Here is a 13,783-nt window from a genome sequence, read left to right as displayed (position 1 = left end):
CTGGAAAGCGGCGAGCGACCTGCTAGACTGGGCGTTCGCTTGACGGGGTGCCGGTGGAACCGGCTGAGATCGTCCCATGGCAGTGACTGTCATCACGACGAGGCCCGTTGAACCTGATCCGGTTAGTACCGGCGTAGGAATCAAGCGGTAGCCAGGCCACCTCTCTGCCCCTACCCTCCGCCTACGCCCTCTACCACCTGCCGGATTGCTTAGCTTGACCGGAGGCATGATGGGCTATCGATTCAGTGACCTTACGCAGGCCTGCCACGAAGACTGGCGCGCCTATATCGAGCACGACTTCGTGCGCCAGCTCGCCGCCGGCACCCTGCCGGAAGAGGCATTTCGCCACTACCTGAAGCAGGACTACCTGTTTCTGATTCACTTCGGGCGAGCCTATGCGCTGGCGACCTACAAGAGCCGCGATATCACCGAGCTGCGCCATAGCCTGGATGGCCTGAAGACCATCATCGATGTCGAACTCGGCCTGCATATCGACTACTGCCGCGAATGGGGTATCTCGGAGACCGACCTGGCCGGCCTGCCAGAAGCCCGCGCGACCATGGCCTATACCCGCTATGTGCTGGATACCGGCAACCGTGGCGATCTGCTCGATATGCACGTGGCCCTGGCCCCCTGCCTGGTCGGCTATGGGGTCATCTCCCAGTGGCAGGCCAAGCAGCCCTTTACCGTTCGCGGTGAGGCCAACCCCTTCGAGAAGTGGCTGCAGATGTATGAGAGTGACGAGTTCCAGGCCGCCATGCGCGACGAGATCGCCTGGCTCGACGCCCGCCTGGCCGATGTCACGCCCGAGCGGTTCGAACAGCTGGCCACCATCTTCCGCGACGCCACCCGCCTGGAGATCGATTTCTGGCAGATGGGGCTGGACCTCGCCGACTGATGGCGTATATCGGTTATTGAGACGGGAAGCGACGGAGAAGGCTGTCAGCCCGAACTAAACAGGCCTTATGATGCAATACGGCCCGCCTGGTGGCGGGCAACACCACGCTTGACGGGGTGCCGTTGAAGACGGCTGAGATCATGCCTCTCTCACCAGAGACACAGCATGGATCCCGTTGAACCTGAACTGGTTAGGACCAGCGTAGGGATCAAGCGACAGGCCGCGTGCGCCCGACGCCGTGGCCCCTGTCCTCCCCGCCTGTGTCCTCCCTGAACAAGACCCCGACAATCCAGGGGAGAACACCATGAGCAAGACCGCCCACTTCCTCGCCGAGAGCGCCCGCGTCGACGAGGCCGCCATCCAGCCGCTACCCGGCTCGCGCAAGCTCTACATCGAGGGCTCGCGCCCCGATATCCGTGTGCCTTTCCGCGAGATCACTCTCTCGCCGACCAGGACTTCAGGCGCCGATGAGGAGAACCCACCGCTGCTTGTCTATGACACCTCCGGCCCCTACACCGACCCCGAGGCCAAGATCGACCTGCGAAAGGGCCTGCCCGAGCTGCGCCGGGCATGGATCGATGAACGCGGCGACACCGAGTGGCTCGACGGTCCGACCTCCGAATACGGACGGCGCCGGGCCAACGACCCGATGCTCGCCAACCTGCGCTTCGACCTGACCCGCACGCCCCGTCGCGCCAAGGAAGGAAAGAACGTCACCCAGCTCCACTACGCCCGCCAGGGCATCATCACCCCGGAGATGGAGTTTATCGCCATCCGCGAGAACCAGCGTCGCCAGGCGCTGGGGACGGCGGAGGTCGAGCGCATCCTCGGCCACCAGCACGCCGGCCAGGGCTTCGGCGCCCGCCTGCCCGAGGAGATCACCCCGGAGTTCGTGCGCGACGAGGTGGCCGCCGGCCGGGCGATCATCCCCTGCAACATCAACCACCCGGAGTCCGAGCCGATGATCATCGGCCGCAACTTCCTGGTGAAGATCAACGGCAACCTCGGCAACTCGGCGGTCACCTCCTCCATCGAGGACGAGGTCGACAAGATGACCTGGGGCATCCGCTGGGGTGCCGACACCATCATGGACCTCTCCACCGGGCAGAACATCCACGAGACGCGCGAGTGGATCATCCGCAACGCCCCGGTGCCGATCGGCACCGTGCCGATCTACCAGGCCCTGGAGAAGGTCAACGGCGTGGCCGAGGACCTCACCTGGGAGGTGTTCCGCGATACCCTGATCGAGCAGGCCGAACAGGGCGTGGACTACTTCACCATCCACGCGGGGGTGCTACTGCGCTACGTGCCCCTGACCGCCAAGCGAGTCACCGGCATCGTCTCCCGGGGCGGGTCGATCATGGCCAAGTGGTGTCTCTTCCACCACCGGGAGAGCTTCCTCTACACCCATTTCGAGGAGATCTGCGAAATCTGCAAGCGTTACGATGTCGCCTTCTCGCTGGGCGATGGCCTGCGCCCCGGCTCGGTGGCCGACGCCAATGACGAGGCACAGTTCGCCGAGCTCGAGACCCTGGGTGAGCTGACCCGCATCGCCTGGAAGCACGACGTCCAGGTGATGATCGAGGGACCGGGCCACGTGCCCATGCACCTGATCAAGGAGAACATGGACAAGCAGCTCGTCGAGTGCGACGAGGCGCCCTTCTACACCCTGGGGCCGCTGACCACCGACATCGCGCCCGGCTACGATCACATCACCTCCGGCATCGGTGCGGCGATGATCGGCTGGTACGGTTGCGCCATGCTCTGCTACGTGACTCCCAAGGAGCACCTGGGCCTACCCAACAAGGACGACGTGAAGACCGGCATCATCACCTACAAGATTGCCGCTCATGCCGCCGACCTGGCCAAGGGCCATCCGGCCGCCCAGCGCCGCGACAACGCCCTATCGAAGGCGCGCTTCGAGTTTCGCTGGGAGGATCAGTTCAACCTCGGCCTGGACCCGGATACCGCTCGGGAGTACCACGACGAGACGCTACCCAAGGACTCGGCCAAGGTGGCGCACTTCTGCTCCATGTGCGGTCCCAAGTTCTGCTCAATGAAGATCACCCAGGAGGTGCGTGACTACGCTGCCAAGCACAATCTGGACGGCGATGCCGAGGCCGTGATGCAGGGCATGGAGGCCCAGGCGGAGAAGTTCCGCGACCAGGGCGCCGAACTCTACAAGCCAGTCTGACAAGACGACGCCCCCACCGAACGGTGGGGGCGCTTGCATCGACGGAACTGCCAGCGAGTATCAGAAGCGGTAGCGCACACCCACGCTTGCCGCATCGAAGGTGTACTGATCCTCGTCGAGGTAGCGCATGTAGTCGGCACCCAGTGCCACATTGGGCGCCACGTCGAACTCGGCACCGGCGCCGTAGGAAAAGCCGGACTCGCTATCGACATCTCCATCCACCTCGGTCATGCCGGCCAGGCCATAGAGACGAAACTCCTGGGAAACCGGCAGGATGCCCTTAGCGTAGAGCCCCACCAGGGAGTCCAGCTCGACCGGACCATCGGAGCCGCCACCTCCCAGGTGACCCTCCACGGCGAAGAAGTCGTTGAACTTGAGGCCACCGTTGACCCGCAGGCCGACACTGTCGCGGCTGCTTGCCGGGCCATCCGGGTTCAGCTCCCAGAACATGGCGTCACCGCCCACATAGCCCTGGGGATAGGGAGGCTGCTGGGCCTGGGCGGCGGTCGCAACGGCGGCAAGCAGGGCGGAAGTCACAGCGGCAATGGTAAGGGTCTTCATAACGCACTCCTCATTAACGAACAGTGTTTCCTAACACCCCCAAGTGTGGCCCCTCTACGACGAAGTATCAAGGGACAAATGTGCAACGTTGCGCTATAAGGGTGTCGTCCAGTTGCGACATACCATGACCCACCCCGCCTGGCTATACTCCTCTATCACGCAGGTGCCACGCAGATACCTACGCAGGCAGGGCTTACTCATCGGGAAAGGACCCAGGGATGCGTTACTGGTTGATCGCCAACACCCGTGCCGGAAGCGGCTCCCGCGGCGCAGACTTCTGGAAGCCGCGCCTCGAGCGGGCCGGTATCACGCCACACCAGGTTCGTGACCTGGGCGATGATGACTGGGAGACAGAGCTTGATACCGACGACACCGTGCTGGTCGCCGGCGGCGACGGCTCCGTCAACCGGGCCGCCAGGGTGTGCCTGGACCGGGGTGCCACCCTCGGCGTGCTGCCCTCCGGCACCGCCAATGACTTCTCGCGCAACCTCCACCTGCCGGATGATCCCGACGCCCTGTGCAGGGTTATCGCCAGGGGACGAGTCGAACGGGTCGATGTCGGCTGGCTCGACGACCAGCTGTTCCTCAATGTGGTGCATATCGGCCTGGGCACCCTGCCGACGACCCAGGCCTCGACGCGCCTCAAGCGCTGGCTGGGTCGCTTCAGCTATGCGGCCATGCTGCCGCAGCTGCGCCGCCTGGGTCTGACGCGTGGCTTCAAGGCCACCATCCACACCGATGACGAGCGCATCGAGGGGCGCTGGCTATCCCTGGCCATCGCCTCGGGGAGCTTCTTCGGCGGCGGCACGCGAGTCCCGGGTGCCTCACCCCGGAGTGGACGACTGACCCTCATTGCCGTGCGCCCTCGCCCCTGGTGGGAGCTGCTGTGGACCTTTCTGGTGACTCGCTATAAAGGAGCGACCCCCAGCGATAACGACAGCGTCGAGCAGTACGCCACCGCCGACTGTCGCATCCAGATGGAGCAACAGCATCGAATCACGGCCGACGGCGAACTGCTCGGCAAGTTCGCCGAGCTGCAGTTGCGTATCGACAAGGGCGCCCTGCCGGTGATTACCGGCAAGCGATAGGCGCCTCTTGCTCCCGCCCTTCACTCCTGTTTCGAGAGACTCAGTATCACGATGCCCGCCAGCACCATGCCGCCGCCCAGCAGCTGCACGGACGACAGCGTCTGGCCAAGTACCAGGTAGCCGAGCACCAGCGCCGCCACCGGCTCCATGTTCATGGCCGGGGCGTTACGCGCCATGTCCAGGCGCGGCACGCTGATAAACAGAATGGAGAAGGCCACGCCGTAGCACAGCGCCAGCGCGGCCAGCCCCCAGGCTCCAGCAGCGCTCTGGGGCAGGTCCATGCCGCCCGGTACCAGGCCGGCGGCGCCTGCCGCCAGCATGCTGACCAGTACCGTGAGCATGGTCAGCAGGCTGCGCAGGGTACTGCCCACGACGGCCAGGCGATGCTCGGTGATCCAGATGGCCACGGCGAACACCAGCGCGGCAGTCAGCCCAAGGCCCACGCCAAGCAGCCAGTCGGGCCCCATGGCAGCGGGATCGGCAAGCCAGGTCGGCACATCCAGCACCACCACCAGGCCGGCGAGAATCACCCCCATGACCAGCGCCGCGCGCAGCGTCGGTCGCGGCCCACCCAGCGCCCAGCTGAGCAGCGCCAGCTGGATCGGCGCGGTGTTCATCAGCAGCAGCGCCACCACCACCGGAATCCGCGCCACCGCCGAATAGAGCGAGAGACTCTGCACCACGATCAATAGCCCCACCAACAGTTGCCAACCGGCGGTACCCGCCGGCAGGCGCAACGACTTGCGCTGCAGCACCATCAGGGTTGCGAGCACCAACAGGGCCACACAGGAGCGCACCAGTATCGCCAGCAGCAGTCCGGTACCCTCATCGAAGGCGACCCGGGCGGCGACGTGGTTGGTGGCAAACAGCGTGGCCACACTGCACAGCAGCATGATGGCCAGTGGACGAGGCAGTGCGGCGGCTTTCGGCATGAAGCTTCCTTGCATAAGCAGTCAGTGGGGAGAACCTGAACGGTATGGCGGCCGATGCTTCGAACCGAAGCATGACGCGCATCAAGTGACGGGTACGACTGAGATTGAAGCCCCATGGTAGCCTAACGTCTTATTCTTTCCACGAGGCTCCTCGATGCGTGACCCGATCCTGGTGATCAACTGCGGCTCCTCCTCCATCAAGTATGCTGTGGTCTCCGACGCCCCCAGCCAGCCACGCCAGTCGGGCCTGGCCGAGCGTCTTGGCGGCGGCGACGCGCGTCTCAAGGGCATGGATGCCGACGGCCACGAGTTCTCCCGGCCACTGCACGGCGCCGACCATACCGAAGCCATGGCGGCGATCCTCGACGCCCTGAGCGGTCCGGCGCCGGCCGCGGTGGGTCACCGCATCGTGCATGGCGGCGAGCGCTTCACCGCCGCCACCCGCATCGACCCCGCCGTGCTGCGCGCCATCGAGAGCACCGGGGCCCTGGCACCGCTGCACAACCCCGCCAACCTGGTGGGGGTACGCGCCACTCTCGAGCTGTTTCCCGAGTTGCCCCAGATCGCGGTCTTCGATACGGCCTTTCATCAGAGCCTGCCGCCACGCGCTTACCGCTATGCCCTGCCCCAGCATCTCTACGCCCGCCACGGGATTCGTCGCTACGGCTTCCACGGCAGCAGCCATGCCTATGTCAGCGAGCGCGTCGATCATCTCTCCAGCCGTCCCCATGGCGGCTGGCTGACCGCCCACCTGGGCAACGGCTGCTCGACCTGCGCGGTATGGCAGGGCCGGAGCGTGGATACCAGCATGGGGCTGACGCCGCTGGAGGGCCTGGTGATGGGCACCCGTAGCGGCGATGTCGACCCCGGCCTGCATGCCCACCTGAGCCGACAGCTCGGCTGGTCGCTGGAGCGCATCGACACCCTGCTCAACCGGGAGAGCGGCCTGCTGGGCCTCTCCGGGCTCTCCAACGACATGCGTCGCCTGGAGCAGGCCGCCGCCGAGCACCATCGCGGCGCCGAGCTCGCCATCGAGGTGTTCTGCTATCGCATCGCCAAGTCCCTGGCCGCCCTCTCCTGCGCCCTGCCCCGGCTCGACGGCATCGTCTTCACCGGCGGCATCGGCGAGAACGCCAGTGCGGTACGCGCCCGGGTGGTGGAGGCCCTGCCCCACTTCGGGCTGCGCCTCTCGGCAGCCGCCAACGCCGCCACCGTGGGCGGCCAGGAGGGGCGCATCGATGCCGATGACAGCGGCCCCGAGCTGTGGGTGATTCCCACCGATGAAGAGGGCCAGATCGCCTTCGAGACCCGTCAACTCCTCAGCGAGGCCCCCGCATGAGCACCAGCGCGACACGCCCCGAACCCCGTACCCTGCTGCTGGTCCCCACCGGCGCCAATGTCGGCCTGACCTCGGCCTGCCTGGGCCTGATACGCGCCCTGGATACCCTGGGTCTCAGGGCCGGCTTCATGCGCCCATTTCGTCAGGACGACATCAACGGGCCCGGCTCGGATCGCTCCACGGCGCTGGCCCGAACCACCCTGGGGCTCACGCCTCCCGAGCCGCTCCCCCAGTCACGCCTGGAGCGGCTGCTGCGCGACGACCGCATTGCCGAACTGATGGAAGAAGCCGTCGCCCGGCACACCCGCGTCGCCTGCGGCGATGAGGAGACCTGCCCGGATCTGGTCGTCGTCGAGGGACTGGTCGCCGGCCCCCAGAGCAGCTACGCCGGCCTGCTCAATGCCGAACTGGCTCGCGCCCTGGACGCCCGGGTGATCCTGGTGGCCGATGGCGACCTCGACAATCCGCGCCAGCTGGCGGAGCAGCTCGATATCCATGCCCAGCCCTTCGATGGCACGCGCTCCGCGCGCACCCTGGGGTGCATCCTGATGCGCGTGCGTCCGCTGCCCGACACTCCCGGCAACTCCTCGCTGGCCGCCCCGGAACTGGCCGCCCACGGCAACGGGGCGCTTGCCGAGATCCTGCGCCAGCACCTGCCGGCGCTGGATGGCGAACAGTTCCGGCTGATCGGTGCCGTGCCCTGGCACGACGCCCTCTCCGCCCCACGCATCATCGATGTGGCCCGCGCGCTGGACGCCCGCTTCCTGCATGAAGGCGATGCCGACACGCGCCGGGTGATGGGTACCAGCCTGTGCGCGCGCAGCGCCTACCGCGCACTGCATGTCTTCAAGCCCGGGCGACTGGTCGTCTCCCCCGGCGACCGGGACGATATTCTGCTGGCCGCCGCCCTCTCCACCATGAACGGCGTGCCCCTGGCCGGCGTGCTGCTCACCCACGGCGAACAGCCCGGCGAGTCGATGGTGGAGATCTGCCGCCCCGCGCTGCGCACCGGTCTGCCGGTGCTGACTGTCGATTCGGACAGCTTCGAGACCGCCAAGAGCCTCGACCGCATGGCCAACGATATTCCCATCGATGATGCCGAGCGCGCCGAGCAGGTGACTCGCTTCGTCGCCAGCCATCTGGATCTGCACTGGCTCAAGGCCACCCTGAGCCGCGGCTACCCCCGTCGACTCTCCCCCGCCGCCTTCCGCCATCAGCTGGTACAGCTGGCCCAGCAGGCCGACCGGTGCATCGTGCTGCCCGAGGGCAGCGAGCCACGCACCGTGGAGGCGGCGGTAATCTGCCAGCAACGCGGCATCGCGCGGTGCGTGCTGCTCGGCAGACGCGAGGAGATCGAGGAGGTGGCCCGACAGCGCGGCATCGAGCTACCCGAGGGGCTCGAGATCATCGACCCCGATACCATCCGGTCGCGCTATGTGGCCCCCATGGTGGCGCGGCGTGCCGGCAAGCTGAATGAGCTCACCGCCGAGGCCCAGCTGCAGGACAACGTGGTGCTCGGCACCATGCTGCTGGCCGAGGACGAGGTCGATGGCCTGGTCTCCGGTGCGGTGCACACCACTGCCAACACCGTGCGCCCCGCCTTCCAGCTGATCAAGACCTCGCCGGACTACCGCCAGGTATCGTCGATCTTCTTCATGCTGCTGCCCGAGCAGGTGGTGGTCTACGGCGACTGCGCGGTGAACCCCGATCCGAGCGCCGAGACCCTCGCCGAGATCGCCATTCAGAGCGCCCGCTCGGCGGCGGCCTTCGGCATCGAGCCACGGGTGGCGATGATCAGCTACTCCACCGGCGAGTCCGGCTCCGGTGCCGACGTCGAGAAGGTCCGTCAGGCCACGCGCCTGGCCCGGGAGCGTGCCCCCGAGCTCTGCATCGACGGGCCGCTGCAGTACGACGCCGCCGCCATCGAGAGCGTGGGCCGTCAGAAGGCACCCGACTCCCCGGTAGCCGGTCGCGCCACGGTGTTCGTGTTCCCCGACCTCAACACCGGCAACACCACCTACAAGGCGGTGCAGCGCAGCGCCCAGGTGGTCAGCGTCGGCCCCATGCTGCAGGGCCTCAACAAGCCGGTGAATGACCTGTCGCGTGGCGCGCTGGTCGACGATATCGTCTATACCATCGCCCTCACCGCCATCCAGGCGAACCAGCCTGGTTAAGCGTGCCATTGCCCTTTTGGAGCCGCTGCCACGGCTGGCCCCGAACGGGCAATGGGAATATGCTTGAGACACCAATCGCCTTCACACTGGAAGGCCAGAACAACCATGGAGAGAGAGATGCCCGGCTTGCTTCCCGATGTCGACCCCGATGGCCTGCTGGAGTACTCGGTGGTCTACACCGACCGCTCGCTGAATCATATGTCGGCGCGCTTCCAGGAGGTGATGCGCGATATCTCCGCACACCTCAAGAAGGTCTACAACGCCCACAGCACGGTGATCGTGCCCGGCAGCGGCACCTTCGGCATGGAGGCCGTTGCCCGCCAGTTCACCAAGAACCGGCGTGCCCTGATCCTGCGCAACGGCTGGTTCAGCTACCGCTGGAGCCAGATTCTCGAGATGGGCCACATCGCCGGCGACGTCAATGTGCGCAAGGCGCGTCGCCTGGACGAGGACGATGCCACGTCACCGTTCGCTCCTGCACCGCTCCAGGACGTGATCGACGCCATTCGCGACGCCCAGCCCGATATCGTCTACGCCCCGCATGTTGAGACGGCCTCGGGCATCATGCTGCCGGACGACTACATTCGTCAGGTAGCCGACGCCATCCACGAGGAGGGTGGCCTGTTGGTGCTCGACTGCATCGCCTCCGGCGCCATGTGGGTCAACATGCAGGATCTCGGCGTCGATGTGCTGATCAGCGCCCCGCAGAAAGGCTGGAGCGCCTCGCCCTGCTGCGCCATGGTGATGCTGTCGCGGCTGGCCCGCGAGACCATCGAGGAGACCACCAGCACCAGCTTTGCCTGTGATCTGAAGAAATGGCTCACGATCATGGAGGCCTACGAGAACGGCGGACATGCCTATCACGCCACCCTGCCCACCGACGGCCTGGTCAAGCTGCGTGATGTCATGCTCGAGATCGATCAGTACGGTCTCGACACGCTGCGTGACGAGCAGCAGGCACTGGGCAGCGGCGTGCGTGAACTGCTTGCCGATTTCGGGTTCAAGAGCGTGGCCGCCCCTGGCTACGAGGCGCCCGGCGTGGTGGTCAGCTACACCGATGACCCCGGCATGGTGGGCCGCTTCGCCGAGGAGGGCCTGCAGATCGCCGGCGGGGTACCGCTGATGTGCGACGAGGGCGACGGCTTTCAGACCTTCCGCATCGGCCTGTTCGGGATGGAGAAGCTTCACCACCATCAGCGCGCCATCGATAGCCTGCGCCAGGCCCTGGAGAAGATCGCGCAGCCGAATCAGCCCACACCCGACGAAGCATAGCGTCGGTTCTCGAAGGTTCGAGAACTCGAGCTGATGTATCACTGATGTAGTAAAGAAGCGGGCGGCCCTGGGGCCGCCCGCTTCGTACTTGTGATCATGTCATCGCCGGTTCAGTTCTCACTCAGGCACCGCCAGAGCCACGCGGTATCGACTCAAGCGCCGCCAAAGCCACGCGGCACATAGCCCAGGTTGTTCTTTACCTCCTTGACGCCGGCAGCATTCTCGGCCGCGACCTGAACCGCCATGCGCTCCTTGTCATTCTCCACCAGGCCCCACAGCTCCACCTGACCCTGGCTGACGATCACGTTGATGCGATCCACCAGCACGCCGGTGTTCTGATCGATCTCCTTGCGAATCGCCTCACGAATCTCGCGATCATCAGCGCTGGTCGCGGCAGTCTCCGGACCGACCACGGCGAATCCCTGGAGCAGGTTGGCACGGCTGACGATACCCACCAGCTTGCCATTGCTGACGACCGGCACCCGCTTGATGTGATGCTTCTCCAGCAGTCGCGAGATCTGTGCCAACGGCATGTCCTCGCCGATGGTGAGCGGGTCGGGGGTCATGATCTCGTGGGCGCGGCGACCATGCGACTTGACGTACTCGCCGGGGTCATTGACCGCGAACAGCCGCAACCACCAGGACTTGCGCTTGTCATCCTCGACCCGTCGAATGAGGTCGCCTTCGCTGACGATACCCAGCACCTCATCGCTGTCGCTCACCACCGGCACGGCACTGATGCCGTGCTCAAGCAGCAGGCTGGCGATCTCTCGCACCTCGCTGTCACGGCCTACGGTGATGACGTTACGGGTCATGATATCGGCGGCTTGCATCGACGTTCTCCAACGGGTTCAGGGGCTTGTAGAATCAACCATAGCAACGTGCCGGGCCTTTTGCCTTGATCTTGAGCAGGATCCCTTAACGCCTCTTCTCACGCCGAAGGTGACGTTACTCCTCCCGAGACTCCACCAGAGGCGACGTTTCGGGTTCGGCGTCGCTGATCAGCAGGTCGATGTCGTCTAGGGCCCCGAAGCGGGCCGGGCGGATCACCCCCAGCTTGGTGGCATCGGCCACCAGGATACGCTCACCGGCCGCAGCGATGGCGGCACGCTTGGGGGCTACCTCATGAAAGTGGAAACAGCTCAGACCATGACGCGGATGTACCCCCGCCGCCGAAAGAAAGGCACGGTTGATGCCCAGGCGGCCAACGGCAGCATCCACCTCATCGCTCTCGAAGGACTGCGAGGCCGGGTGATAGAGCCCACCCAGCAACACCAGGCGAAGCCCCGGATGGCGAGCCACGGCGCTGGCCACGTTGAGGGCATAGGTGACCACGGTGAGCTCTCGATACTCGGCAAGCTCAGCCACCAACGGCGCCAGGGTGGTACCGCAGTCGATGAACAGGGTGTCCCCCTCCTCGACTCGGGCCGCCGCTTTACGGCACAGTGCGCGCTTGGCGGCGGCCTGGCGGTCCCGCTGATCGTCGAGGTCGTAGACCGGGGCGTAGCGTGGGTCGGCGGCACGCACCAGGTAGCCCCCCATCAGCATCAATTCGCCATCACTCGCGGCCAGGTCTCGACGAACGGTCATCGGCGAGACACCACAGAGGGTCGCCGCCTCCGCCAGGCGCAGGCTACCCCGCTCCGCCAGCACCTCGGCCAGCCGCGCTACCCGCCGTGCGCTACGTTCATTGATGCGTTGCGCCATGCATCGAGCCCTCGCGGCAACATGAAAATGTTAGAAAAATAACACTAGCTGTTATACTTTTCACGTGAGCCACGTCCCCCGGGGACAAAACCGCAACACCAGCCACCGAGACCCCGTTCATGATCCGCCATCACCCCTTCTCGGCCGGGGCACCGATCTGCTGTTCGGTGTCGTCCCCGTCCAGGCCGCCCGCGGTCGACGACAAGCTCGGCACGCCGGGGCAGTATCCCAACGCCATGATCGATACCCTCAAGTTCAAGCTGCCGTAGACCCGAACTCACGCCCAAAGGGGACACCCATGACCCTCATCATGAGCCTTGTCGGGATGGTGACGCTGATCGCCATCGCCCTGATCTTCTCCTACGATCGCCGTGCCGTTCGTCTGCGCACGGTAGTCGGCGCCTTCGCCATCCAGCTCGGCATCGGTGCCTTCGTGCTCTACGTGCCCTTCGGCAAGACGGTGCTCAAGACGCTTTCCGACGCCGTCACCCAGGTGCTGTTCTATGCCAACGACGGCATCGGCTTCGTCTTCGGCGGCCTGGCCGATGTCGATAGCATCGGCTTCGTCTTCGCCATCAAGGTGCTGCCGGTCATCATCTTCTTCTCCTCGCTGATCGCCGTGCTCTACTACCTCGGGATCATGCAGTGGATCATCCGCATCCTCGGCGGTGCCCTGCAAAAGGCACTGGGTACCTCGCGCACCGAGTCCCTCTCGGCCACCGCCAACATCTTCGTCGGCCAGACCGAGGCCCCACTGGTAGTGCGTCCCTTCATCGCCCGCATGACGCCCTCGCAGCTGTTCGCGGTCATGTGCGGTGGCCTGGCCTCGGTGGCAGGTTCGGTGCTGGCCGGTTATGCCGCCATGGGGGTGCCCATGGAGTATCTGATCGCCGCTTCCTTCATGGCCGCGCCGGGCGGGCTGCTGTTCGCCAAGCTGATCATGCCCGAGACACGCACCCCCGAAGACAGCATCTCGAAGATCGAAGAGGAGCAGGAGGAGGACGACGACAAGCCCAGCAACGTGCTCGACGCGGCGGCCTCCGGCGCCTCGTCGGGTCTCAAGCTGGCCGCCAACGTCGGCGCCATGCTGCTGGCCTTTATCGGCCTGATCGCCCTGATCAACGGCATCCTGGGCGGCATCGGCGGCTGGTTCGACTTCGAGGCGTTGAGCCTGGAATGGATCCTGGGCTGGCTGTTCGCCCCTCTCGCCTTCCTGCTCGGCATCCCCTGGGAGGAGGCCACGCTGGCCGGCTCCTTTATCGGCCAGAAGATCGTGGTCAACGAGTTCGTGGCCTACATCAATCTGAGCCCCTATCTCAGCGGCGAGCAGGTGGTGGCCGCCACCGGCCAGGTCATGAGCGCCCACACCATGGCGATCCTCTCCTTCGCCCTGTGCGGCTTCGCCAACCTGTCATCGATCGCCATTCTGCTCGGCGGGGTAGGCGGCATCGCCCCGAGTCGTCGACACGAGATCGCCCGTTTCGGCCTGAAGGCGGTGCTGGCCGGTACACTGTCCAATCTGATGTCAGCCTCCATCGCCGGATTCTTCATGGCCCTGTCGGCGCTGGGCTGACCCTTGCTTTTCCTGCGCCCGGGCCAACCCGGGCGTCTAACCTTT

The 13,783-nt window shown here is 65.7% G+C and carries 12 protein-coding genes and 2 riboswitches; of the genes, 8 read left to right on the top strand and 4 right to left on the bottom strand.

All coding sequences use genetic code 11. From position 1 onward, the window contains the following. The first annotated feature begins 33 nt into the window (after nucleotides 1-33). Nucleotides 34-157, top strand: a riboswitch (TPP riboswitch). Between the two features lie 72 nt (nucleotides 158-229). Together tenA and thiC are read left to right on the top strand one after the other, a co-directional pair. Then, nucleotides 230-898 carry a thiaminase II gene (gene tenA, locus E0702_RS02120; RefSeq protein WP_132041533.1) on the top strand — a complete coding sequence of 223 codons (669 nt, stop codon included), beginning with the start codon at nucleotides 230-232 and terminating at the stop codon, nucleotides 896-898. Nucleotides 899-1,000: 102 nt separating this feature from the next. After that, a riboswitch (TPP riboswitch) is annotated at nucleotides 1,001-1,123 on the top strand. 79 nt (nucleotides 1,124-1,202) lie between these two features. Then, complete coding sequence (thiC, locus tag E0702_RS02115) at nucleotides 1,203-3,092, top strand: phosphomethylpyrimidine synthase ThiC (protein ID WP_132041324.1); 1,890 nt, start codon at nucleotides 1,203-1,205, stop codon at nucleotides 3,090-3,092. Nucleotides 3,093-3,152: 60 nt separating this feature from the next. On the opposite strand, the gene E0702_RS02110 is transcribed toward thiC, so the two are convergent. Then, entirely contained in the window at nucleotides 3,153-3,653 is a 501-nt protein-coding gene (locus tag E0702_RS02110) for a porin family protein (RefSeq protein WP_132041323.1), read from the bottom strand. A 218-nt stretch (nucleotides 3,654-3,871) separates the two neighbouring features. Here E0702_RS02110 and E0702_RS02105 point away from each other — a divergent pair, with 218 nt between their 5' ends. Next, on the top strand, nucleotides 3,872-4,741 hold the full coding sequence (locus E0702_RS02105) for a diacylglycerol/lipid kinase family protein (RefSeq protein WP_132041322.1): 870 nt from the start codon (nucleotides 3,872-3,874) through the stop codon (nucleotides 4,739-4,741). A 20-nt stretch (nucleotides 4,742-4,761) separates the two neighbouring features. Here the strand turns inward: E0702_RS02105 and E0702_RS02100 are convergent, their stop codons facing one another. After that, nucleotides 4,762-5,673: an EamA family transporter gene (locus E0702_RS02100; RefSeq protein ID WP_240721648.1), complete on the bottom strand. Its 912-nt coding sequence runs from the start codon at nucleotides 5,671-5,673 to the stop codon at nucleotides 4,762-4,764. Nucleotides 5,674-5,827: 154 nt separating this feature from the next. Here E0702_RS02100 and E0702_RS02095 point away from each other — a divergent pair, with 154 nt between their 5' ends. From E0702_RS02095 to E0702_RS02085, 3 genes are all read left to right on the top strand, one after another. Beyond that, nucleotides 5,828-7,012 (top strand): acetate/propionate family kinase, encoded by a 1,185-nt coding sequence (locus tag E0702_RS02095; protein WP_132041320.1) that lies wholly within the window; start codon nucleotides 5,828-5,830, stop codon nucleotides 7,010-7,012. Beyond that, nucleotides 7,009-9,186, top strand: a complete 2,178-nt coding sequence (pta, locus tag E0702_RS02090) for a phosphate acetyltransferase (protein ID WP_132041319.1) — start codon at nucleotides 7,009-7,011, stop codon at nucleotides 9,184-9,186. Before E0702_RS02095 ends, pta begins: the two co-directional genes overlap by 4 nt. Before the next feature lie 117 nt (nucleotides 9,187-9,303). After that, complete coding sequence (locus E0702_RS02085) at nucleotides 9,304-10,458, top strand: aminotransferase class V-fold PLP-dependent enzyme (protein WP_132041318.1); 1,155 nt, start codon at nucleotides 9,304-9,306, stop codon at nucleotides 10,456-10,458. Nucleotides 10,459-10,610: 152 nt separating this feature from the next. Here E0702_RS02085 and E0702_RS02080 read toward each other — a convergent pair whose 3' ends face one another. Together E0702_RS02080 and E0702_RS02075 are read right to left on the bottom strand one after the other, a co-directional pair. Then, nucleotides 10,611-11,291 (bottom strand): CBS domain-containing protein, encoded by a 681-nt coding sequence (locus E0702_RS02080; RefSeq protein WP_132041317.1) that lies wholly within the window; start codon nucleotides 11,289-11,291, stop codon nucleotides 10,611-10,613. A gap of 115 nt (nucleotides 11,292-11,406) precedes the next feature. Then, on the bottom strand, nucleotides 11,407-12,165 hold the full coding sequence (locus tag E0702_RS02075; protein ID WP_306766895.1) for a DeoR/GlpR family DNA-binding transcription regulator: 759 nt from the start codon (nucleotides 12,163-12,165) through the stop codon (nucleotides 11,407-11,409). 119 nt (nucleotides 12,166-12,284) lie between these two features. On the opposite strand from E0702_RS02075, the gene E0702_RS18980 reads away from it, so the two are divergent. Together E0702_RS18980 and E0702_RS02070 are read left to right on the top strand one after the other, a co-directional pair. Further along, on the top strand, nucleotides 12,285-12,434 hold the full coding sequence (locus E0702_RS18980) for a hypothetical protein (protein WP_165927464.1): 150 nt from the start codon (nucleotides 12,285-12,287) through the stop codon (nucleotides 12,432-12,434). 29 nt (nucleotides 12,435-12,463) lie between these two features. Further along, complete coding sequence (locus tag E0702_RS02070) at nucleotides 12,464-13,738, top strand: NupC/NupG family nucleoside CNT transporter (protein WP_132041316.1); 1,275 nt, start codon at nucleotides 12,464-12,466, stop codon at nucleotides 13,736-13,738. Nucleotides 13,739-13,783 lie beyond the last annotated feature (45 nt).

Source organism: Halomonas marinisediminis (assembly GCF_004347715.1).
Classification (GTDB): Bacteria; Pseudomonadota; Gammaproteobacteria; order Pseudomonadales; family Halomonadaceae; genus Halomonas; species Halomonas icarae.
This window is presented reverse-complemented; position numbering and strand designations above follow the sequence as displayed.